This window comes from Brevundimonas sp. (assembly GCF_965279155.1).
Lineage (GTDB): Bacteria > Pseudomonadota > Alphaproteobacteria > Caulobacterales > Caulobacteraceae > Brevundimonas.
The window spans coordinates 2262449-2285867 of record NZ_OZ257138.1 but is presented as its reverse complement, the minus strand read 5'-3'; the positions used below and the strand labels follow the sequence as shown (position 1 = coordinate 2285867).

The 23419-nt window shown below is 66.0% G+C and carries 15 protein-coding genes and 1 tRNA gene; 7 read left to right on the top strand and 9 right to left on the bottom strand.

The features are described from left to right. The first annotated feature begins 36 nt into the window (after positions 1–36). On the top strand, positions 37–1197 hold the full coding sequence (locus ACQY72_RS10915) for an ROK family protein (protein WP_428153552.1): 1161 nt from the start codon (positions 37–39) through the stop codon (positions 1195–1197). Between the two features lie 19 nt (positions 1198–1216). Here ACQY72_RS10915 and ACQY72_RS10910 read toward each other — a convergent pair whose 3' ends face one another. Both ACQY72_RS10910 and ACQY72_RS10905 read right to left on the bottom strand, forming a co-directional pair. Continuing rightward, positions 1217–3655 carry a TonB-dependent receptor plug domain-containing protein gene (locus ACQY72_RS10910; protein WP_428153550.1) on the bottom strand — a complete coding sequence of 813 codons (2439 nt, stop codon included), beginning with the start codon at positions 3653–3655 and terminating at the stop codon, positions 1217–1219. A gap of 152 nt (positions 3656–3807) precedes the next feature. Beyond that, positions 3808–4857 carry a hypothetical protein gene (locus tag ACQY72_RS10905; protein ID WP_428153549.1) on the bottom strand — a complete coding sequence of 350 codons (1050 nt, stop codon included), beginning with the start codon at positions 4855–4857 and terminating at the stop codon, positions 3808–3810. A 122-nt stretch (positions 4858–4979) separates the two neighbouring features. On the opposite strand from ACQY72_RS10905, the gene ACQY72_RS10900 reads away from it, so the two are divergent. Then, complete coding sequence (locus tag ACQY72_RS10900) at positions 4980–5699, top strand: response regulator (protein WP_428153548.1); 720 nt, start codon at positions 4980–4982, stop codon at positions 5697–5699. Further along, positions 5699–7039 carry a sensor histidine kinase gene (locus ACQY72_RS10895; protein ID WP_428156698.1) on the top strand — a complete coding sequence of 447 codons (1341 nt, stop codon included), beginning with the start codon at positions 5699–5701 and terminating at the stop codon, positions 7037–7039. Before ACQY72_RS10900 ends, ACQY72_RS10895 begins: the two co-directional genes overlap by 1 nt. 140 nt (positions 7040–7179) lie before the next feature. Here ACQY72_RS10895 and ACQY72_RS10890 read toward each other — a convergent pair whose 3' ends face one another. From ACQY72_RS10890 to ACQY72_RS10880, 3 genes are read right to left on the bottom strand one after another with little or no spacing between them, the layout of a single operon-like run. After that, positions 7180–8757: a sensor histidine kinase gene (locus tag ACQY72_RS10890; RefSeq protein ID WP_428153546.1), complete on the bottom strand. Its 1578-nt coding sequence runs from the start codon at positions 8755–8757 to the stop codon at positions 7180–7182. Beyond that, a complete protein-coding gene (locus ACQY72_RS10885) occupies positions 8754–9476 on the bottom strand; it encodes a response regulator transcription factor (RefSeq protein WP_428153545.1) in 723 nt (240 codons plus the stop codon). Before ACQY72_RS10885 ends, ACQY72_RS10890 begins: the two co-directional genes overlap by 4 nt. Before the next feature lie 2 nt (positions 9477–9478). Then, the gene (locus ACQY72_RS10880) at positions 9479–11059 is read right to left on the bottom strand and encodes a DUF4173 domain-containing protein (RefSeq protein WP_428153544.1); all 1581 of its coding nucleotides are present in this window, start codon (positions 11057–11059) and stop codon (positions 9479–9481) included. Positions 11060–11537: 478 nt separating this feature from the next. Between ACQY72_RS10880 and ACQY72_RS10875 the strand changes: the two genes are divergently transcribed. Next, positions 11538–12896: an MFS transporter gene (locus tag ACQY72_RS10875; RefSeq protein WP_428153542.1), complete on the top strand. Its 1359-nt coding sequence runs from the start codon at positions 11538–11540 to the stop codon at positions 12894–12896. 7 nt (positions 12897–12903) lie between these two features. Here ACQY72_RS10875 and ACQY72_RS10870 read toward each other — a convergent pair whose 3' ends face one another. Further along, complete coding sequence (locus ACQY72_RS10870) at positions 12904–13938, bottom strand: ROK family protein (RefSeq protein WP_428153540.1); 1035 nt, start codon at positions 13936–13938, stop codon at positions 12904–12906. Between the two features lie 261 nt (positions 13939–14199). Here ACQY72_RS10870 and ACQY72_RS10865 point away from each other — a divergent pair, with 261 nt between their 5' ends. Beyond that, positions 14200–16938, top strand: a complete 2739-nt coding sequence (locus ACQY72_RS10865) for a TonB-dependent receptor (protein ID WP_428153539.1) — start codon at positions 14200–14202, stop codon at positions 16936–16938. Positions 16939–17023: 85 nt separating this feature from the next. Beyond that, positions 17024–18133 (top strand): hypothetical protein, encoded by a 1110-nt coding sequence (locus tag ACQY72_RS10860; RefSeq protein WP_428153537.1) that lies wholly within the window; start codon positions 17024–17026, stop codon positions 18131–18133. Between the two features lie 354 nt (positions 18134–18487). Here ACQY72_RS10860 and ACQY72_RS10855 read toward each other — a convergent pair. After that, a tRNA-Arg gene (locus ACQY72_RS10855) sits at positions 18488–18564 on the bottom strand. Positions 18565–18709: 145 nt separating this feature from the next. Here ACQY72_RS10855 and ACQY72_RS10850 point away from each other — a divergent pair. Beyond that, a complete protein-coding gene (locus tag ACQY72_RS10850) occupies positions 18710–20467 on the top strand; it encodes a gamma-glutamyltransferase family protein (protein ID WP_428153536.1) in 1758 nt (585 codons plus the stop codon). A gap of 4 nt (positions 20468–20471) precedes the next feature. On the opposite strand, the gene ACQY72_RS10845 is transcribed toward ACQY72_RS10850, so the two are convergent. Then, positions 20472–21335: a lipid A-modifier LpxR family protein gene (locus tag ACQY72_RS10845; RefSeq protein WP_428153535.1), complete on the bottom strand. Its 864-nt coding sequence runs from the start codon at positions 21333–21335 to the stop codon at positions 20472–20474. A gap of 171 nt (positions 21336–21506) precedes the next feature. Beyond that, a complete protein-coding gene (locus ACQY72_RS10840) occupies positions 21507–23396 on the bottom strand; it encodes a ribonucleoside-diphosphate reductase subunit alpha (RefSeq protein WP_428153533.1) in 1890 nt (629 codons plus the stop codon). Positions 23397–23419 lie beyond the last annotated feature (23 nt).

The following is a 23419-nucleotide window of genomic DNA, read 5'->3' as shown; positions in this document are numbered from 1 at the left end:
CAGGACGAAACTCTTCTCTGCCGCTATGACCGACAGATGACGGGAGTCGGTTACGGAACGATCGCGCCGCAGTTTCTGCGGGAGGATGGCGTGCGCACGGCGACGGCGAACGAGCGTATCGTTCTGTCGGCGCTGCGACGCGGCGGCGCACAAAGCCGCGCGCAGCTGGCGCGCGCCGTCGATCTGACCGAACAGTCCATCGCGCGTCTGGTCGAGCCGCTTCTCGGTCGTGGGCTGCTGATCGAGGATCGGCCTATCGTCGCCGGGCGCGGCAAGCCAGCCGCGCCGCTGCGTCTGAACGGCGCCGCTCTGCACTCCATCGGGGTGTCGGTGATGACCGACGCCGTCGCGGCGGCCGTGATGGACCTGGAAGGCGAGGTTCTGGCGCGACGTCAGATCGATCTCGGCGCCGTCGATCTGCCCGTGGCTGCCCGTGAGATTCTGGACCTGGCCCAGAGCCTCGAACGCGAACTGGGCCTGAAGGCCGAGCGTCGGTTGGGGTTCGGCGTGGCGGTCACAGGGTATTTCGTCGGCGACGACGCCCGCGTGAACCCGCCCCCGGCGCTGGACGCCTGGGCGCTGCTGCCGCTCGACCGACTGCTGTCGGAGATCTTCGACAGCCCGGTCTGGATCGAGAACGACGGCACGGCGGCGGCCATCGGCGAGGGGATGTTCGGCGCCGGACGCGATCACGACAGCCTCGCCTATCTGTATTTCTCGGCCGGTTTCGGCGGCGGGGTGGTGGTGAAAGGCGAGCCGATGCGCGGCCTCCACGGCAACGCCGGCGAGTTCGCCTCGGTCATTCCATCGGACTGGTTCCAGCCGAACCTGACGCAGCTTCTGACCCTGATGCGCGAGACCGGCGACGGCCCCGCGTCGCTCGGCGCGATGCTGGCCGCCTTTCCTGACGACGATCCCGCCGTGGGCCGCTGGCTGGATGCCGCCCAGGCGCCCCTGAACCTGGTGATCTCGGCGATCTCGGGCGTGCTCGATCCTGGCGCCATCGTGCTGGGCGGCCGCCTGCCGACGGCCTTGGCGGAACAGCTCATCCAGCGTCTGGGCTTCACCAACCCCGAGCGGCGCGGCCACCACCGCCCCGTCCCGACCCTGCTGGCGTCCCCCATCGTCGGCGACGTCTCCGCCATCGGCGCGGCGACCCTGCCCCTTCGCGCGGCCTTCTTCTCCACCGCGAGCTGATCTGCGACGAAGGCGATACTCACCCGAACCGTTTGGTGAGGACCAGGCTGACGGTCCGGGGCGTGGGCGGGTTATTGTAGGGATCGAAGCCGACGACGCTGTCGATGATGCGGGGCGGCTGCTGGTCGAAGGCGTTGGCCACGACCAGTTGCACCTCGCTATCCGCTAGCCATGGGGCTTTGGACCAGGCGTTCAGGTCCAGTCCGACGAACAGGGAGGCGGTGGTGAAGGCGCCGATCCGACGCTGGACCTGGCCGGGCCGGTCGTCGGTGAAGCCGTCGACATAGTTCACGACGGAGCCTGCCGAAAAACCGTCGCGGCCCCAGACGACCGAGCCGTTCAGCCGCAGGGCGGCGGGCTTGGCGTATCCGTCAAGCCGCGAGATCGCGGTCCCGCCTCCGGCCTTCATCTCAAGGTTCAGGATGTATTGGCCGCCGAGGGTCACGGCCATTGACCCGCCGAACACCTCGGAGCGATAGGCCAGGTCCAGATCGAAGCCGTCGGTAGATTCCACCGCAAAGTTCTGGGCGCGAATGTCGGCGATCAGCTGCACACGGGAGACGAGATCGGCGGGAACCTGGCCGCCATTGTCGAAGAAGGTCAGGTCGCCGCCATTGATCCACGGCAGTTCCGCGAAGCGACGCGAGACGACAGGGTTGTCCAGCACGGCGCGCACCTGTTGCGGCGTCGGGTTTTGGGTGTTGAAGACCTGAAGATCGCGGACCGACAGGCTGTCGTCCGGCGACGGCGTGCCGACGCGGTCGGAAATCTTGATCCGGTAGTAGTTCGCCTTGACCGTCAGGCCCGGCGCGAAGGTCGGCGTGAAATCGACGCCCAGCGTCAGGGTGTCGGCGTTCTGGGTCTTCAGGTCGGGATTGGCGCCTGAGCGATACATGACCAGAGCCTGGCCGGGCGACAGCGTGGGATCCTGGTTCGCGGGATCCAGGAACGGATAGTCGTAGAGGCCGAACGACACCTGTTCGGCGATGCCGATCGTATTGCGGAAGCGAGGGGTCAGGAAGGATCGCGCATACGTTCCCCGCAGCGCGAAGGACCGATCCACCTGCCAGCGCAGGCCGACCTTGGGCGACAGGGCCGTATCGAAACCCAGATCCTCGTATCGGGCGGCCGTGTTCAGGGTCAGGGACCGCACTAGGGGCACTGCCTGTTCGGCGCTGACCAGCGGCACATTCACCTCGCCGAAGACCGACTTGACCTCGCGCGAACCGCCGTTGCGATTGAAGAAAATGGTCGCGTCGGTGCGCAGTTCCTCCTTGCGGTACTGCAGCCCGCCCGCCGCCAGGACCGGCCCGGCGGGCAGGGTCGCCAGCGCCGTCTGGCCCCGCGCCTCGGCGACGAACAGGGTGTTGTCGTCCCTTTGGGTGCGTGGCGGCCGACCCACGCGGTTGATGCTGTTGTCGGTGCGATTGCGATGATAGTCGACCGTCAGATCCAGGCTGGTGACGTCGTCGCCCTGCCAGTGCGCGCCGCTGTAAAGCGAGGAGCCCTTGGTGCGGGTCTTGAACGCGCGGTCGAAGGCGGGGCTGGTCAGATAAACCTGCTGCGAAGAGCGATCGCGCTGAAAATGCGACGCGTCGATGGACAGGGTGACGTCGCCGACCGCCTGTTGCGCCCCGGCGTAGAGACCGGTCAGGCGTTCGCTGGGCAACTGGGTGATCTGGAGGGTTTCGCCCTGGGCCCGGATGGGATCGCCGACGAGAGGCGCGCGGTCCTGGTGCATGGCCATGGCGTAGGCGGAGCCGGTGCTCCAGTCGTGGCCGGCCAGGGCGCCGACCTGAAAGTCCTGTTTGTCGACCTGGGTCGCGGTCGTGCCGCGCACCTGAAGCTCAAGCCCGTGGGTCGGTCGGCGGGTGACGATGTTCACGACGCCGGCGACCGCGTCCGCGCCGTAGGTGGCCGACGCGCCGTCGGGAATGATGTCGATCCGCTGGATCAGCATCGACGGGATGACCGATACCGTGGGGGCTTCCGCCATGCCGACCGAGGGCATGCGGCGGCCGTTGAGCAGGGTCAGGGTCGCGTCCGATCCCAGCCCCCGCAACGCGAACCCTGCGAACCCGTCATACTGGTTGTAGGGCGTCGCATTTCCCAAAGGACTGCCGATCCCGGCGCCGGTCGTGGCGAGTTCGCTGAGGTCGCCGGCGAAGTTCTGCGGGATGGTCAGCATATATTCCGAGACGGAGCCCGCACCGGATCGCACGATGTCCTCGCGCCCGTGGGAGAAGACGGGACTGGCCATATATTCCTTCGGCAGGCCCCGGATCAGCGAGCCGATGACGACGATGTCGCCGACGGTGTCCGCGTCCGCTTGGCCATCGCTCGCAGAGCGCTTGGCGGCGGGCGCATCCACCGCCCTGCCTTGTTGCGCATCCGCCGCAGACGCCGAACCGCCCAGCAGGGACAGAACCGCCAGCCCCTTCAAAATTATGTAACCCATAACGCCCCGCCCAAATGATACGTAATAACATTACGTCCAGTGTCGCTTAGGGTGACGTACGGCAGAGTGTCAATCGAAAGGTCTCGCTTGCGGTGCAGCGCTTGCGCCGCGACGTCTGAAAGACGCTGCGCGCATTGCGTTCCGGTCGGGGTTCAGCGCCCCTCGCGCCACAGCCGGTCAAGGCCGTCGATCGTGTCAGGCAGACCGAGCGCTGCGCCGTCGGTCGACAGCCAGGCCTCGAACGTTCGTTCCTCGGCCAGGGCCTGGGCGATGTCGGCGAACACCGTGGGCCGTCCCGTCTTGTCGATGAGGAAGTCCGCGAACGCTCTGGCCTGGATGTAGAACAGCCGTTCCTGGGCCGCCGCGCTGGGGGCGCCGCCCGCCGGGGTATAGACGAGCGCGACCCCGCCGCCAGCCGGCAGGTTGGGCGGGGCCATCTGGACTCGGGCGAGCGCAGGGTGCGCCCGTGACAGGAAGCCTTTCAGATCGAGCAGGGCGTCCCGCCCCGCGACGGGACCGATCGTCGGGACCACCTCGCCCCGCAGCAGCAGCTGCATCTGCGCGCGGCGGCGGTCGGTGGTCGGCCCATCCTCCAGAAGGATCGCGGCCAGTTCGTCCAGCCAGTCGGGGCCGGGGCCGCCGTAATGGCTTACGCCCTCATCGCCCTCATCGCCCTGACCGGCCGCCGGCCAGAAGGCCTGAGTGAACCACAAGTGGCCCAACTCATGGGGCAGCATGCCGGCGTCCAGCGCGGCCTTGCCGCCCTCCGCGCCGCCGTTGGCCAGGGCGCGGGCCACCAGCTGATCCGCCTGGACTGCGCCCAGGCCCTGTGATGATGCGAACTGGCGTGCGGCCGCCTCGATCCCCTGTCGTCTGGCCCGGTCGAAGGCCTCAGGGTCCGGCCAGGGCAGGACGTGGACGAACCCCGCCGTCTCAAGGGCGCCGCGGTCCAGCGGGGTCGAAGACGAGGTCACGGCATAGGGCGCTATGTTGCGCGCGAAATAGGTCTGGAACCGCGCCTCTCCGGCCGAGGCGTGGCGCGCCAAGGCGTCGGCATTGGCCTGATCCATCGCCAGGGCCACGCCGTGCGGCGTCTCGGTGCAGATAGAATAGGCAGGCGCAGCGGCCAAGGCGCGTTGGCAAAGGCCGGACTGAACATCGGCGGGCTGCTGCAACAGGGCGGCAAATGCGAGGGCGATCATGAAGCGGCTCCAGAAAGTTCCGCTGCAGGTTTGGCCGATCGTGTATCGGCATGATGTCGAATCCCGCGCGGCTCGGGCTATTCCGACACACGATCGATACATGGGTTCGGGATGGTCGGCGGATGGACGCTCACGGCACAGTGCGGATCGCGGATATCCTGATCGTCGATGACGATCCGGGGGTGCGCCGGGCCTTGCTGGATTACCTGACGGGTCCCGAGTTCTCGGTACGCGGGGTCGAGGGCGGCGTCGCCATGGATGCGGCGCTGGCCGTCCGTGTGCCGGACCTGATCATTCTGGATGTGATGATGCCGGGCGAAAGCGGGCTTTCGATCTGTCGCAGGGTCAGCGGTCGTGCGCCCGTGCTGATGCTCAGTGCGGCCGGCGAGACGACGGATCGCATCGTCGGCCTCGAACTGGGCGCCGCCGACTATCTGGCCAAGCCCTTCGAGCCACGCGAACTGCTCGCTCGTATTCGCGCCATCCTGCGTCGGCCCGCCATCGCGCGCGAGACCACGCCGCAGGACGGTCGATACGGATTTTCCGGCTGGCGTCTGGATTGGGCGACACGGACGCTGCACGACCCTGAGGGTCAGCCGCTCAGCCTGACCTCCGGCGAGTTCTCGCTCCTGCTGGCCTTCGTCGAAAGGCCGGGTCGCATCCTCAGCCGGGATCAGCTGCTGGCGCTGACCCACGGTCCTCTCGCCGAGAACTTCGACCGGGCCGTAGACCTTGCGGTCAGCCGGCTGCGCCGCAAGCTGGAATGGGAGGGGCGACCGCCGTTGATCGAGACCGTCAGGGGGCTGGGTTATCGCTTCTCTTCCGAGGTGGTTCGCCCGTGATGCGGTGGTCCCTGCGGCTTCAGGTGGCGGTGTTCACGGTCCTGGGAATCCTGGTCTGTTTCAGCGTCAGCTTCGTCGTCGCCCTGTGGTTCCCGACGCCCGAACCGCGGCGGGTCTCGGTGACCGAGGCCGTCCAGGCGCTGGAGGCCCCCGAGGTCCTGCCGGGCTGGCGCCGATCGGTCGTCGACGCCCCGCCTTTCCAGACGGCGGCGCAGGGACAGGACATCGTCATCCGCGCCGGGCTCGCGTCGCAACTGGGCCTGTCGCAGGATCGGGTGCGAGTGCGATCGCTTCGTCAATCGAGACCACCATCTACGTCTGCCTTGGCGGCACAGGCGAGCGCCGGGGGCGTTCTGTCGGAGCGCGCCGCTCAGTTCCTCGTCCGCCTCGCCCTGTCCCCCGGCACGCGCTTCGGCCTGTTCTCGACGGCCGTTCAGCAACGGGATGGATCCTGGCTTTATCTACAGCCCAAGACCGCGTTTGTGACCCCGGAGCGTCTGCGCATGCTCACGGCCCTGGCCGTCGCGGCTGCGGTCATCATTCCGTTGGCGTTGTGGGGATGTTCCATTCTGACCGCACCGTTCCGACGCCTGGAACAGGCGGCGGCGGACGATGCGCGGCTGGACAGCGCGAAATGGGTCAGGGGCCCCGTCGAGGCGCAAGGGGCGGCGAAGGCGATGGACGCCATGCGCCACCGCCTTCTGGATCATCTTCGAAGCCGGACCGCGATGATGGCCGCCATCGCCCACGACCTTCGCACGCCCCTGACGGGCCTGCGACTGCGCGTCGAAGGCCTGACCGGCGCGCCGCGTGACGAAGCCGTCGCCGACATCGCCCGCATGGAGCGGATGATCGCCCAGCTGCTGACCTATGTGCGCGGCGAAGAGGTGGTCTGGACCACCGAGCCCGTCGATCTCGCCGATGTGCTGAAAGACTGTGTGTCGCGTCAGCGCCTGCTAGGCCATGACGTGTCCTTGACGGCGACAGGCGAGCATCTCGTGCTCGCCGACCGGGACCAGATCGACCGGGCGCTGTCCAACCTGATCGACAACGCCGTCATCCACGGCGGCCGAGCCCAGATCGCCGTCGTCACCCAGGACGGCGTCGTGACGTGCACGATCGACGACGACGGCCCCGGCCTGACGCCCGATCAGATCGAAGCCGTTTTCACGCCCTTCCACCGCCTCGACGTCTCGCGCAACCGCAATACCGGCGGGGCTGGATTGGGCCTGGCCATCGCAAAGGCCATCGTCACGCGCGCCGAAGGTGAAATCGAACTTTTGAACCGCACGGACGGCGGGTTGAGGGCCAAGGTTCGAATAACTGGCCTCAAACAGTGAAGCTCTACATAAAGATGACGCGCCGCCGTGGATGATCCTGAGAACTATTAAGCTGCCATCGGATGGGCGGCTTAAGGCTGAAAGTCTTCAGTTTGCGAGTCTCTGAAGTCCGGGTTTCGAACTTATGGAACGTCGTCACATTATTCAGCGAGCGGCATGACCAACTCGAACACTGCGCCCTCGGCCGTAGGGAGCAGGTCCAGGGTGGCGTCGTTGGCGGCCAGCAACGCGCGAGCGATGGACAGGCCGAGGCCGGCGCCCCCCTCGCCTCGCCGCGTGGTGAAAAAGGGTTCGAAGACGCGACTGGCGTCGGCCGGCGTGACGCCTGGGCCATCATCCGCCAGGGTGACCACCAGGCGATCGGGCGAGGCCGTGGCGCTGATACTGATGCTGACGGCCACCGCCCCGGCCTGACGGCTGTTTTCCAGCAGCGTCGAGACCACCATCTCGATGGTCGAAGCCGGTACGGCGACCTTGCGCGGTTCGTCCTCGAACCTCACCGAGATCGCCAACTGGCTTGACCTGGCATCGGCCGCCTTGGCGATCGGGAGGCGCGCATCGACCGAAAGACCGACTTCGGGACGCGCCATATCGGCCCGCGCCAGATCGAGCAGCCGCGTCACGAGGGCCGAGAGCCGGCGGGCGTCGGCGGCGATATTGTCGAGGAACCGCCGACGCTGATCAGGCGCCATCTCGTGGTCCTGGAGCAGTTCAACGGCGCCCTGAATGCCGGACAGGGGCGTCTTGAACTCATGGCTCACGGCGGCGGCGAAATCCCGCAGATAGCGCGACCGGCGATCCACGGCCTGGGCCATCCGCCCGAATTCCTCATAAAGGGTGCGAATTTCGACGGCGGCGGTGGCCGGCGCGGGGGGCAGCACGCCGCCGCCGCTGGCGACATCGCGGGTCGCCCGACTGAGCGCCTCGATCGGCCGGGCGATGCCGCGCGAGACCAGAACCGCCAGAAGGGCGATCAGGCCCAGGGTGCCGATGACGCCCAGGCCGGTCTTGATACGGTCCTGATAGAGCCCTTTGAACAGCGCGCGGGGTGAGCGCGACGCCACGACGACCCCCTCGACACGCCCGTTCACCAGGATCGGCCGGGCATGGTGGATACGGAGGCCTGCTGCGCGACTGAGCCACTCCATCGAATAGCGCGGATGATAGGCGTCGTTGCGACGCAGCACCGTCCGAGGCTCGCCCGCAAGCGCCGAGCGCACTTCCGTCAGATCGGCAAGGCCGCCGCCCTGGCCATAGCCGAGGACGATGGTTCCGTTGCGATCCAGGACGAGGATCGAGGCCAGGGTGGTGCGGCTGGTTCGCTCTATGACGGGTCCAAGCCGGTCCGCGACCGAAACCGCCCCTGCATCCGGCGCGGCGGCGGCATGCGGAGAGGGTCGAGCGGGCAGGACCGGCGTAGACCCCAGGTCGATCGTCGCGGGTTCGGGCCTGTAGTACCCCGGATCGTCGCGTCTGGCGGGATCGAGCGGGACCACGACGGCGCCGGGCCAATCCGAGGCGGCGACGGCTGAGAGGACGACGGCCTGGGCGACCAGCTCCGCCTCCGTCTGGCGCACCAGGGTGTTCTCATAGACCCGCAGGAAGATGGCGCTGAGTCCAGGCAAGATGCCGGCGAAGATCAGCACCGACAGCAGAATCGTGCGAAGCCTGAGCGCCGGCCAATGACGGCGGACGAAGGCGCGCAAGCGTGCGATCACGCGTCCGACGCCCCCGGCGCGCCGAGGCAGGGGCCAAGCTGATAGCCGATACCCGGTCTGGTCTCGATCACGTCAGCCCCGCCTACCGTGGCGAACTTGGCCCGCAGGTTGCGAACGTGGCTGTCGATCGTACGGTCGGTCATGGCGAAGCCTGGGCCGTGGACCCGGTCGATGATGGCGTCGCGGGTGAAGACCCGGCGCGGCGCATCGGCCAGGGTGCGCACGATGCTGAACTCCGTCACCGTCAGCGGCACCTCGACATTGCGCCATGTCGCCCGCCATCCTTCCGCATCCAGACCAAGGCCGCCGAAGGCGAACCGGCCCGGCGTCGGCGGGGGTGGGTTCCTTGCGATCCGGCGCAGGATGGCGGCGACCCGCGCCACCACCTCGCGCGGACTGAACGGCTTGGTCACATAGTCGTCCGCCCCCAGCTCCATGCCCAGGATCCGGTCGATCTCGTCGTCGCGCGACGACAGGAACAGGACCGGCAGATCGCCCTGGGCGCGGATTCGGCGACAGGTCTCGATCCCGTCCATGCGCGGCATATTGATGTCCAGCACGACGAGGCTGGGCCTGCACAGGGCGATGTCGGCCAAGGCGGCCTCGCCATCGGCGGCCTCCCGCGTCGCCAGCCCCGCCTTCTGAAGCGCGAAGGTCAGCAGGTCGCGAATGTGCGGGTCGTCATCGACCACCAGGACGGTGCTTTGCATGATGGCCATGTTCAGCCTTCCGTCAGAGAGGTCAACGGCACAGATACGGGCGAGGCGACGGGCGCTGGGGCAACGGGAGGCGCCGCCCGGACGAGCCGTCCGTCCCAATCGCGTGCGCCAGGGACGGGCGCCGACAGCGCGCGGCTCCGCTGCAAGACATCGACACGATCGAGGCGACGCTGGTCGCGCCAAGTCCAGCCGCGCCATTCGCCCTGACGACGCCGAACGTTCAGCAGGATGTCCTGGCGGACGGCGGCGACCCGGTCGCGCAGGGCGACATCGTCCGTGGTCGTTTCCAGCTCGACCAAAGAGACGAGCGCAGGCGCGCCGAGAGTATGGAGATAGCCGAGGTCCAGTTCGACCCCGCGACCTCCGGCCTCCTTGGCATGCCGCACGTTCCAGCCGGCGACGACCGCGCCGAGATCGATGACGCTGACGACCGCCAGCACAATCAGCGCTGCCATGGCGTTGGCGTTGATCAGCCAATGCGCCGACTTGCCCGCCAGCATACGCCAGCAGATCAGCACCAGGCCGACCGCGACCAGCGCCATCCAGATCATCGCGGCGATGCGGAAACGGGTCAGGGCGTAGGCCTCGATATAGTCGGCGGTACGCAGGAGGCTCGACGCGACCAGGACCATGTTCTGGGCGATCCAGACCACCACCAGACGCCGAACGAGGGGCCTCTGCGCCGTATCGGAGCCCGGCTGAAGCGCCACCAGGACGAACAGGCCGGCAAGCAAGGCGGTGACGATCAAGGGATAGGCGCCGCGATGCGCGTATTCGGCCAAGCCCATGTCGCCCGGCAGGGGCGCGCCGCTCCACAGGAACGCTAAGTCCAGACCGTTCTGGAGCGCGAAGACTGCATTGAAGACGATCAGGGACAGGGTGATAGAGGTGGTCAGAGACGCCGAAGGTCTTGCGATCCTGCGCTCGGGCAGGGCCAACAAGGGCTTGCGCCAACGCGGCCGCAGCAGGCTGAGAACGCCGATCAAGACCGCACACCAGAACAGGACGCGGAGGATGTTCTGGCCCGACAGCGACGGCAGGGACAGGGCGGCGATGGCGTTCGAAATAAGGGGGTTCGCCGCCGAGAACAGGGCGAGGAAAACGGCGCCTCCGACCAACGGCATGATGAGGAGACCAAGCAAGGTCAGGGCGGGCATTCCCCCGCGACCGCGCCTCAGCCGTGAGACCTTGAACAGGTCCATCACTGGTCCAAGCAGCGCAAAAAGCCAGTTCATCGCCAGCCTTTGGGACCAGCCCCACGCTGTCTCGTTCGGCCCCACGCGGCTCGACAAGACCCCAACGCTCATGGAGACGACGAACAGAACCCAGGCCAGCAGGCCCGGGCGATCCGCCAGTACAAGGGCGAAGGCAACGCCAGCGAGGACGAAGCCCCGCGCCCGCCGATCGCGCAGCAAGTCCTTGCGGCTGAAGATCACGCTTCCCAGGACCACGAACGCAAACAGGCCGAGGCTCGTACCGGGAGCATGTTTGAAGAACAGCAGGTCGGCGAGACCGACCAGGACGGCGCCTATGGCGATCCTGACCCAGAATGATGATCGAGACAAAGCGGGTGTGTGAAGCATCGAGGCCTCCCTTTCGGGACAGACTTCTCCGCTATAGCCGTCAAGTTCGGTTGCGCCGCCGATGGATTGTCGGCGCAGGCGTCATGCAGGTTCGATGCAAACCAGAGCGCCGCGCTACGCTGACCTGAGTCCTTATGCTTGCCGGAGATGTCGTATGCGCGCCTCAAGCATCGAGCCTCTTCGCGAGCCTCAGACCGATACGACAAGGGCAACGCTTTAAAAGCAGAGACTTAAGCTGGGCTGCAGGACAATGTTACAATCAACCAAACGAACACCTTGGGGCGTACATTACACAAGCCACTGATATATTTTATAAAATTTCGCACCCGGAGCGATTCGAACGCATGCCTCCAGAGTTCGTAGTCTGGAGAAAGAGGACGGACGCCTGGGGCAAACGCGCATGAGCGACCGTTGTCAGAAGACTGTCACGGGTTGGGTCTAGGCGGTTCACCGATGTTCAGCGCGGGGAGGCGCAGAGATGGGTCGCCTGGGTGGAGCGAGTTCCGCGTTCATCGTCTCCTATGGCGCGGCGCATGGGGCGAAGAGCCTGATCTGGCACGCCAGCGAACTGCTGTTCGCCTTTTTCCTGACCGAGGCGGTCGGCCTGCCTCCATCCCACGTCGGTCTGATCCTGGCGCTTTCGCTACTGGTCAATGCGGTGATGGATCTTGTTCTGGGATGGTTGATCCGGCACGTCGTGACGACCAGCCGGTCAGCCGGGCGCATGCAGATGATCGGCGCGGTCGCGAGCGGTTTGACCCTGGTGATCTTCGCCTCCACCGGCGCACTGCCCGAAACCCTTCAATTCGGTTTCGCCCTGGCCAGCATTCTGGTGTTCAGGTGCGCCTATCCTCTTTTGGACAATCCGCAGAACGCCATGCTGGCGTTCGCGACAGGCGACGACGGCGGGCGGGCTCAACTCGCCTCGATCCGATATCTGGTCGGTGGGACGGCGCATCTCGCCCTCGCCGCGATCTTTGCACCGATGATGATCGATGTCGCCGCGAAGGCCCAATCCGACCGCTTCTGGTGGCTGTGCGCATGCCTCGCCGCACTGGCGATCGGCACAGCGATCGCGCTTTACTCGCGCGTGCGTCGCGAACCGGGCGTTTGCATCAAGGGGGCGGCTCGATGCCAGGCTATCGGGGTCGCAAAACCGATGAACGCACGGATGGGAGCGATCGCCATCTTCGCCATGGCGTTCAGCCTTTCGGCGTCCGTGCCAATTTTTTCCAAATTGAACCCATATTTCGCAGCCTTTGGCGTCCGCGGCGTCTTCGACGCCGGCATGATCCTTTCCGCGGCGGCCCTGGGATCATTGTTCAGCCAGTTCGGATGGTCTCGCCTGGCCCAATCCTGGCGTCTGGTCGTCGTGCTGCGCGCCGCCCTGGCCACGACGACGGCGGGGGCGATGCTTTTTTATCTTGGAGCCGGTCATGGCGGCGTGATCGCTGCGATCTGCGTCGCCATCTACGGCGTGGGCTCGGGCGGGGTCATGATGTCGGTGTGGTCGCTGCTGGCCGGCGTCGCCGCGGCCCCGAATACGCGATTTCCCGGAACGGCGGCCTTCGGAGTCTACACCTGTTGTTCCAAAATGGGACACGCCGTGTCCGCCGGACTGGTCGGCCTGATCCTCGCCGGCATCGATTATCGGACCTATGCAGCCGCCGCCGGTCCTGTCGTGGCCTGGATGGCGGCAGGGCCGATCCTGGGCGGTATTATCGTCGCGTTCCTGTCGATCAGACTATTCGAGCAAGACCCTACCGCGCCGCGCCCATTGAACCCGCCGAAGGCTCACATCGCCAGGCGTCGATCTCGCTTTGGACAGACATCGTGATGCGCGCTTACAGGAAGTAGCCCGAACGGAGAGGCAGCGTCGCCGCCCCGATGGCGGCTGAATCGGAGGACACCTCGGCGATCACGACCTTGGGCGCGGGAAGAGGTGCGTCGCGCCTGACGGGTCGAGCGTCTTCGATCCAGGTGATGGCGTCGGCGATCCTGCGCGCCAGAGCCGCCGGCGCACGCCCCCCGATGACGATGGCGTCACAGTCCGTGATGTAGCGGAACGCCGCCGCAATCATGTTGAACGAGGCGGTGTGGCCCTCGATCCATGCCGCAACACCCGGCCAGTCGTCGTCGTAGCGCCGCACCATGTCGGTGATTCCGGTCGTCTCCACGCCATGAGCCGACAGCATGTCGCGCAGTGTGTCGAGCTTGGGATGCGGCAGACCGAGGGCTTCGGTCAGCCCTCCGATCTCGCCGGCGTTGCCGTATTTTCCACGCGCGGGTTCGCCGTTGATGATGAGGCCCGCGCCCAGCCCCCCGGCGAAGTTGAGATAGCCGAAACTCGGCGCCCATCGGCCGACACCCAGCAGGCGTTCGCCGACGGCGGCGGCCGTGGCCACGTTTTCGACCATCGTCGGATAGCCGGTCCGCGTCTCGATCAAGGCCTGAAGGTCGATCAAGGCCCAGTCATCCAGTTCTCGGGCGGGGTTCATCCTTGAGCTTTCGCCCACAAAGAATCCCGCCAACGCCACGCCAAGTCCGAAGATCGAGTCCACGGCAATGCCTGCGGCCTGGGCGCTCTCGTCGATGAAGGTCATGAGGGCGTCCAGCATCGCTTCGCGCGGCATCCCGTCCAGCGTCAATTCCTGCTTCGTCAGAATGCGGCCTGTGAAATCCATCAGCACCGCCTCGGCATAGTCGGTCATGACCGACAGTCCGACCGTCGCCAAGGCGTCGGACCGCAAGCTGACGACCGCGCTTGGCTGGCCCCGGCCCTTGGCGACCGTCGCGCCGATTTCCACAAGCCCTTGAGCGGCAAGGTCTTCCGTGCCGCGAAATACGGCGACGCCGCTAAGCCCGGTCGCCTTGATCAATTCCGACCTGGAGATCTCGCCCGCATTTCGGATCGCGGTCAGAAGCTGACGTTCTCGTAGCGTCACCGTCTCGAAGCGAGCCGTTCCTCGACGCTGAGACGGGATTTTGAGATCAGGTTTTCGGGGACTCATAGCGCGGTGATGTCTCGTGAGGCGGTTTGAACACAAGGCAAAAACTCAAGAACTGTCAAATTAATATCATACATAATGATATATATAAACTCAGCAGGCCGGGGCGGTCTGACGTTCTGGGGAAACTTCATGATCCACTTCAATCAGCGGCGCGCCATGCTGGCCGCCACGACGATGCTGACGATGCTGGGCGCCATGCCCGCCTGGGCGCAGCAGATCGATCCGCCTGCGGCCGATGTCGATGATATCGTGGTCACGGGCTATCGCGCTTCGGCGCACGCGGCCGTCACCGCGAAACGGCGATCGGATGTAATCCTGGATTCGATCAGCCAGGACGACATCGGCCGTTTGCCGGATCTGAACGTCGTGGAATCGGCGCGGCGCATCGTGGGCCTGTCGACGGTCGGCGGTCTGGACGCGACCAAGAACCGCGACATCTATCAGCGGGTCACCATCCGGGGACTGGACCCTCGTTACAACCTGATCACCGTCGATGGCGCGCCGATCGCCAGCAGCGAGTTCACCGTGCGAGGGGCGCGACTGGAACAGTTGCCGGTGTCGCTTGTGGCGCGCATCGAGGCCATCAAGACGGTGACTGCCGCCTTCGATCCTCATGCCCTGGGCGGTCAGTTGAACATCGTCTCTCGCAGCGCCTTCACGGCCCGTGACGACCGCTTCTTTGCGCTGAACGCCTATGCCGGGACCAACTCCACGGCAGGCGATTTCCTGGCCGAAGCCAAGCCGTCGTTTCGGGCGGATGCGACGGGCGCCTTGATCTTCGGGGCCGACGACCAGTTCGGTCTGGTGGTGTCGGGCGAGTATCAGAACCTGTCGTCTTCGGCGTTCAGCGAACTGCCTGGCGACACCAACGGCAATGGCTATACCTATTACACGGCGACAGGGACGGCGACGCCTTTCCGAAACCTGTCTTCGACCGGGTTCATCGCGCCGGTTCGCTTGCAGGATTTTCGCTTCGACAACGAACGCACCCGCGCCAGCCTCAACGCCAAGCTGGAATACCGGATCAGCGACACCGCCGAGGTTTCGGCTTTCGCCGGCTACTATCACGACAAGGATGAAGAACTCCGGGCGGAGATTCTGACCATTCCAGGCGGAGCGCCCACCGCCCTGACCGCCGAGACGGGCGGCTTCGCGACAGGCGAGCTTCAGCAAGGCATCGTTCGTCAACCGCAGGAGCGCAACACGACGCTGTTCACCTTGAAGGGAGATTTCGATCTCACTTCGGACTGGACGCTGAACCTGGTCGGCTCGGCTTCCAACGCCACCTACGACGAGCAGCGCACCTTCCATAAATGGGCGGGCAACGTCATTCCCGGACGGGTCACCACGACGCGTATTCCCAGCTTTGGCTACACCTACGCCTTCGAGGACGGCGTTCCGCGCGGCGTTCATACCAATCCGACGCTGGGCGCCAATCCTGACGCCTATCAGTTGCTCTACATTCGCGACGTATTCCGCCAGTCCAACACCGACGTCCTGTTCGGCAAGGCCGAACTGGCGTTCAATGCCGACGCCGACGACCAGGGGTTCGGCGGTCGCGTCGGCGCCAACATCACCAGGACCGACCTGTCGTTCGATGTCCGCTATTCCGAACTGACGTCGGCCAATGCCGTCTCTCAAGCCCAGATCGGCGGCTTGGGAAACTTCATCTATCCGCGACGCTTCACCAGCCGCGACACCCCACAGGTTCCGTATCTGGTCGTGGATCCCGACCGCGTGCTAGCTTATGTGGCGGCCAATCCCACCCAGTTCGTCGCGACCGACCAGCGCGCCAACAATTTCGGTGACGACTTCTCCGATCTGGAAGAGACGACCGGCCTCTATGTCCAGGGGCATTATCGCTCCGACCGGCTGTTCCTGACGGCAGGGCTGCGTCGCGACGCCACCGACCTGACCGTCGATACTTTCCAGGTCCCCGCCACGGCGGGCAGCACCGTCTATACGCCGCTGACCCGCAAGACCGACTACGCGTTCACCCTGCCGTCCTTCCTGGCCACCTATAATCTTACGCAGGATATGCGTGTGACCGGGGCTGTGACACAGACGATCGGTCGCCCCGACTACAGCCAGTATGCCGCGCGCACGACCTACGGCATCGGCACAGACGGCGTCTTGACGATCAATACGGGCAATCCGAACCTGCAACCCCGCGAGGCGGTCAACTACGACCTGTCGTACGAATGGTACCTGCCCGGAGGAGGGCTGTTCTCGGTCGCCGGCTTCTACAAGTCTTTGAAGAACGAAATCTTCACGGCGATCCAGGCCGGTCCCGCAACCAGCTATCTCGGCGTCAACTATGCCAACGTGGTTCAGCGCACACCGCTGAATGCCGCAGAGGGCGAGGTTAAGGGCCTGGAGATCGGCTATTCCGACGATGGTTTCGACTTTCTGCCCGAGGCGTTGCAGGGGTTCGGCGTCAACGCCAACCTGACCCTGCTGGAAGGGTCGTTCAACCTGCCGACCAGCGCCGCCAGCATTGCAAACGGCGGGCCCGGCGTTCGTGAAACCAGCGGCCTGATCCAGCAGCCGGACTACATCGTCAATCTGACGGTCTTTTATGCCTCCGGTCCGTTCGAGGGACGGTTGTCCTACAACCGCATCGGTCGCGCCCTGCAACAGGCCGATCAGGATACCCCGGAGCGCGATCTCTATCAGGAGCCGCGCGAACAGGTCGATCTGCAGCTCCGCTATGAGGTCGTGAGGGGGCTGGACGCCATCTTCCAGGTGCAGAACCTGACCAAGGAACCGTTCGAGGTGCGCCAGGGCGTGGACCGTCAGTTGGTCAACAACTTCTTCCCCGTCGGCTCGACCGTCTGGTTCGGTCTGTCGTGGAAACCCGACTTCTGAACCCCGACAGCGCCGCCGGATCGTCGCCAGGCGATCCGGCGGCTGCGCACACCCTATCCTCATCATGTTTTACGCGAGGCGCGTCGTGATCATCAGAACCCTGACCATGGTTGCAATCCTGACGGTCGGCATTGGTTGGCCCGCGTCAGCGCAGACACCGTCCGAAGACGTTCGGGTGGTGGTCAAGTTCGTGAAGACCGATCCTGCGGCGGGGACGGTGGTGTTCGACCCATCGAGTTGCCCGTCCTGCGTCCTGGTTCAGGATCCCGAGTTCGCGCGTGACAATGCGCATGAAACCCTGATCGACCTGCGCGTTCCCCGGCGTCGAACCCTAGACCTGACCTTCGAAACGCACGGAGGCGGCGTTCGGCGCGTGGTGCTGGAGACCGGAGACATCGCCTTCACCAACGTCGGCGATCGTCTGACCGTTCATCTTCCGCCGTTGAGCGACGACGCCGTCAACGCCGGCGAATTCCACACGAACATCGTCGAACCCGGAATGGTGCTTCGGTTCGAACATGACGATCCCGCCCGTCGGGCCGGCGCCTACAGCGATGCGCCCGCCCCCCTCCTGCAGCGGCAGGCGGCCGACACATTGAGTTTCGCTCAAAGGGAGGTCGTTCGCGAACTGGGCCTGGGTCTGGCCGTCGAGCGACAGGGGTTGGGCAAGATCCTCATCATGGGATTCGACACCAACTTGCCGCATGGCCACACCGACGCCCCGGCGCATATGCACATGCATATGCGCTGGCCCGACAATGCCGGCACCCAGATCGCTCACTACTACATCGACGGACGGGGCCTGCTGGTCCGCAACCAGGTCGGTATCCAGTTCCTGGATGCGCCTCAGAGAACATTCGGCCTGGGCCAGACCTTCACGACCATCGATCGGCATGGAGGCCCGGTCTACAGCCACACGATCACGCAAGAAGGATGGCTGACCCTGGCCGACGGCATGGGCCGGTCCTGCCTTGTCCGGCCGATCGAAACCGGATTTCAATCCGGCGCCATCGTCGCCTGCGCGGGCGCTGCGGATCGCCGCATCCACGTCCAGGACGACCTGGAGAACGGCCTTCTCCGCGTCAAGACGAACCAGATCGAAGAGGTCTTCCGGTATGATCCCGACACAGGAAAACTGCTCTCGGCAGACGAGGCCCCGAGCGAAAGCCCCTCTGGCTATCCCCCGAAATCATGATGTTCACCCGCGGCGGCGAGCCACCGAAGGCCGAGTGAGACGCATGAAGCGGCGGTTTACCTGCGTCTGGTCGCGCCAGCAGCCGTTCTGACTGCCGGCACAGCGTGACTGCCAGACAGATACAAGTCCCCGCCCTCAGCTGCGCTTGGGTCTCTTCGGACACCTTGGCACGAATGACTCCTGCCGCCGGACGTTGGGACCACAGAGATGCGGAACAGCGACCAGATTAGCCGGCACGGCGACCGATCCCAGATCGCGGCCCTATGCGCTTACGGTGGTTATCAGGACAGCGCCAAAGCCGATGCACGCGTCACGGACGCGTGCATATAGTCATTCACAATATTTGGAAAAGGATGGCGCACCCGGAGCGATTCGAACGCCCGACCCCCAGATTCGTAGTCTGGTGCTCTATCCAGCTGAGCTACGGGTGCGGCTGCCTTGCGGCGAGGGCGGGTCTTTAGCTCGGGGATTGGGCGGACGCAAGCGGGGGAATGCAGTTTTGCGCAGATAGAGCGGTTGGCGCGGCGCGCGGGACGGATTAGGCCTTTGGGACGCTCTCGCCGCCCCGGATAGTCCATGCGCTCGTTTCGTCGTCAGATCGCCGCCCTGCTCGTGCCCGTCGTCCTGGCGGGGTGTCAGACGACGGCGGGGATGGATGCTGCGACACCCCAACTCATAGCGGGCGCTCCGGCTTCGGCCACGGCGTCATCCCCGGCGCCATCCTCGGCTCGGGGGCCGTTCGTGACGGCGGCCAATCCGTTGGCGGTCGAGGCGGGGATGACCGTGTTGCGGCGCGGCGGGTCGGCGGTGGATGCGGCGGTGGCGATCCAGGCGGTGCTGGGGCTGGTGGAGCCGCAGTCGTCGGGCCTGGGCGGCGGCGCCTTCCTGATGAGCTATGACGCCGGGACAGGGACGGTAACGGCCTATGACGGGCGCGAGACGGCGCCGGCCTCGGCGACGCCCGAGCTGTTCTACGAGGACGGCAAGCCCCTGCCCTTCATCGACGCGGTCTTGTCGGGGCGGTCGACGGGCGCGCCGGGGGCGGTGGCCATGCTGGCCATGGCGCAGAAGGATCACGGCAAGCTGGCGTGGCGCGACCTGTTCGGCGACGCCGAGCGGCTGGCGCGCGACGGGTTCACCGTCAGCCCGCGTCTGGCCGGCATGATCAACGGGCGTTTCCCCCAGGCGCGGACCCGCTGGGCGACCGCCTATTTCACCAAGCCGGACGGCACGCGGTATCAGGCGGGCGACACGCTGAAGAACCCCGCCTATGCCGACACAGTCGCGCGGTTGGCGCAGGAGGGGCCGGGCGTCGTCTATGGCGGCTCCATCGGGCATGAAATCGCCGACGCGGTGCGCGAAGGGCCGCGTCCCGGCGGCCTGACCGAGGCGGACATCGCCGCCTATCATCCGCTGCGTCGCGACGCCATTTGCCGGCCTTATCAGGCCTATGTCATCTGCGTGCCGCCGCCGCCTTCCAGCGGCGTGGCCCTGCTGCAGTTCCTGGCCATGGCCGAGGAAACGCCGGATCTGGACAAGGGCGCCGCGAGCCCGCAGGCCTGGGTGGCGTTCGGGCGGTTGCAGCGGCTGATGTATGCCGACCGCGACCGCTATGTGGGCGACAACGACTTCGTCGGCGTGCCTATCGCGGGCCTGCTGGACCCCGACTATGTCGCTGCGCGCGCCGCCCTTGCGCCCCAGATCGACGGGCCGGTGGAGGCGGGGGCGCCGACGGGGTCGCCGCCGCGCGGGATCGACCAGACGGCCGAGCCGGGCGGCACCTCGCACATGGTCGTGGTCGACGCCTGGGGCAACGCCGTCAGCATGACCACGACGGTGGAGAGCATCTTCGGCAACGGGCGGATGGTCGGCGGCTTCTTCCTGAACAACCAGCTGACGGACTTCTCGTTCACGCCGCGCGAGGACGATCACCCGGCCGCCAATGCGGTGGCGGCGGGCAAGCGGCCGCGCTCGTCGATGACGCCGGTGCTGATCCTAGATCGACAGGGCCGTCTGGTCGGGGCCATCGGTTCGCCGGGCGGGTCCAGCATCCTGGCCTATGTGGCCAAGGCTCTGGTCGGGACGATGGATTGGGGCCTGTCGATGCAGGAGGCTATCGCCCTGCCCAATCTGGTGGTGCGGGGCGACATGGTCGGCGCCGATACCGACATGATCGCGCCAGAGATCCGCGACGCCCTGGGCGCGGCGGGCATGCGGCTTCAACCCAACGCCACCGAGACCTCGGGACTTCATGGGGCGATCTGGCGCGACGGTCGATGGGATGCGGGGGCGGATCCGCGTCGCGAAGGGGTGGCGGTATCAGAGGTTCGCTAGAGGCTCAGCGGCCGGGGCGGATCGACAGCTGGAAGGCCAGCAGACCCTCGCTGACGTCGGTATCGAGGCCGTTCATACCGCGCAGACCCTTACCGGCGTCGATCTCGCGATAGACGACGCCGAAGGACGTCTGAACGTCGCCCTTGCGATAGGCTACGCCGATGGAGGCGTCGCCTAGGAAGCTGCCCTTGTCCTGGGTATAGCCGGAGCGGGTGTAGTCGCCATCGCGTGTGCGGGCGAAGTTGTAGCCCACGGCGCGGCCCGAGCCTGCGGCGTACAGATACCAGCGCGGCCGTTCGCCGAACCGCTCGCGGCCGTTGGGCGCCAGGCGGTCCAGCCCCTCGCCGATCTTGAGCGTCACGCCAGCCTCGGCCGAGCGGCCTTCACTGCCGACGCCGAGGCCGGCGTGAGGGGTCAGGCTGACCTCCAGGCCCGAAGCCGTATGGCCGCGCGCGGCCCGGAAGCCGCGTACATAGCGCAGGTCGTAGGCGTCGGGATCGAGCTCGGCCCGGTCCACGGGGGTGACCGGCAGGGGCGAGCCGTCGGCGCGACGAAGCCGCCCGGCGGTCTCCAGCGTCACGCGGTCGGTGAAGTCGGTTCGGTCGATCCAGACGTCGCGGCGGGTGCTGGCCGACAGACCCGATCCGTCCTCGGGACGGAAGGCGGTCGGGATTTCGATCTCGGGGCCGAAACGGGCGTCGGGCGCGACGCGGAAACTTGTCTGGTCGGTGAGACGTGCGATGACGGCGCCGGCGGCGTCCGGCGCAGCGTCGAAGGCGTTGGGGGCCCAGGTCTGCGCACAGGCGGCGTTGGCGCAGGCTGTCGCCAGTACGCCGGTCGCTCCAATCATGCAGGCCTTCAAACGCATCCGGTCTCCCCACCGATCCGCTGAACTCACACTGCAACCACCCGGCGCAGGAGTCCAACAGGTTTTCGACATGGTTTCGTCGCTTTTCAACGAGGACAACCGGCGCTGGTTCCCAAATGTAAAAAGGGCCCCGCTGTCGCGGAGCCCTTCAGGGTCTTCGGTGCTGAAGCCTTACTGGCAGGCCAGGCACTCGTCGTAGTCAGTCTTGGGCATGGAGAAGAGGTCGGGCTGGTTCGGGTCGATCACGACCTCGGCCTTGTCCTCGGCCCCGGCGAAGGCGGCCCGCTGCACCGACTTGGAGCGCAGATAATAGAGCGACTTCACGCCGCGTTCCCAGGCGGACCAGTGCAGCATGTGCAGGTCCCATTTGTTGACGTCGCCGGGGATGAACAGGTTCAACGACTGGGCCTGGCAGATTTCCGGCGCGCGGTCGGCGGCCAGTTCGACCACCCAGCGCTGGTCCAGTTCGAAGGCGGTCTTGAAGATGCCCTTCTCGTCCTCGTCCAGTTCGTCGAGGTGCTGGACCGAGCCCTCCTGTTCAAGGATCGAGCTCCAGACGGCCTCGGTGTTGATCCCTTTCTGGTCGAGCAGGCGCTCCAGATAGGGGTTCTTGACCGCGAACGAGCCGGACAGGGTCTTGTGGGTGTAGATGTTGGCCGGGATCGGCTCGATGCCGGCGCTCGTGCCGCCGCAGATGATCGAGATCGAGGCGGTCGGGGCGATGGCCAGCTTGTGGCTGAACCGCTCCATCACGCCGCGTTCCTCGGCGTCCAGGCACGGACCCTTCTCTTCGGCCAACAGGCGGCTGGCCTTGTCGGCCTCGCGACGCAGATGCTTGAACAGGCGCATGTTCCACGACTTGGCCATGGCGCTTTCGAAGGCGACGCCCTGACCCTGCAGGAAGGAGTGGAAGCCCATCAAACCGAGGCCGACCGAACGCTCGCGCTTGGCCGAATAGACGGCGGCGGCCATGGCGGGCGGGGCGCGGCGGATGAAGTCCTCCAGGACGTTGTCCAGGAAGCGCATGATGTCCTCGACGAACATCGGCTCCTCGCGCCATTCCAGGAAGGTCTCGGCGTTGACCGACGACAGGCAGCAGACGGCAGTCCGGTCCACGCCCAGGTGGTCGCGGCCGGTGTGCAGCATGATCTCGGCGCACAGGTTCGACTGTTTGACCTTCAGACCCAGGTCGCGCTGGTGCGGCGCCATCTGGCGGTTCACCGTGTCGGAGAAGATCATATAGGGCTCGCCGGTCTGCATCCGGATGTCGAGCAGCTTGGTCCACAGCGAACGGGCGTCGACGGTCTTCATGACCTCGCCGTTCTTGGGCGACTTCAGGTCGAAGGTCGCGCCGACCTTCACCGCCTCCATGAACTCGTCGGTGATGTTGATGCCGTGGTGCAGGTTCAGGGACTTGCGGTTGAAGTCGCCCGACGGTTTGCGAATTTCGAGGAACTCCTCGATCTCGGGGTGGTGGATGTCCAGATAGACGGCGGCCGAACCACGACGCAGCGAGCCCTGCGAAATCGCCAGGGTCAGGCTGTCCATCACGCGGATGAAGGGGATGATGCCCGAGGTCTTGCCCGCGCCCTTGACCTTCTCGCCGATGGAGCGGACCCCGCCCCAGTAGGTGCCGATGCCGCCGCCATTCGAGGCCAGCGAGACGTTCTCGTTCCAGACGTTCTGGATGCCCTCAAGGCTGTCGCCCACGGCGTTCAGGAAGCAGGAGATGGGCAGGCCGCGATCCGCGCCGCCGTTCGACAGGACCGGGGTCGCCGGCATGAACCACAGGCGGCTCATATAGTCATAAAGACGCTGGGCGTGTTCGGGATCGTCCGAGAAGGCGGTCGAGACGCGGGCGAACATGTCCTGATAGCTCTCGCCGGCCAGCAGGTAGCGGTCTTCCAGGGTCTTCTTGCCGAAATCGGTCAGCAGGGCGTCGCGCGACCGGTCCACCTGGACCGATTTCACCACCGTCAGGTGGGGGCGTTCAGGCGTCTGCGTTCCCGCAACACCTTGGAATTCCGTCGTCTTCAATGCCTCGCCGCCAGCCATGGTCATCCGCGTCCTGAACAGAAAAAGCC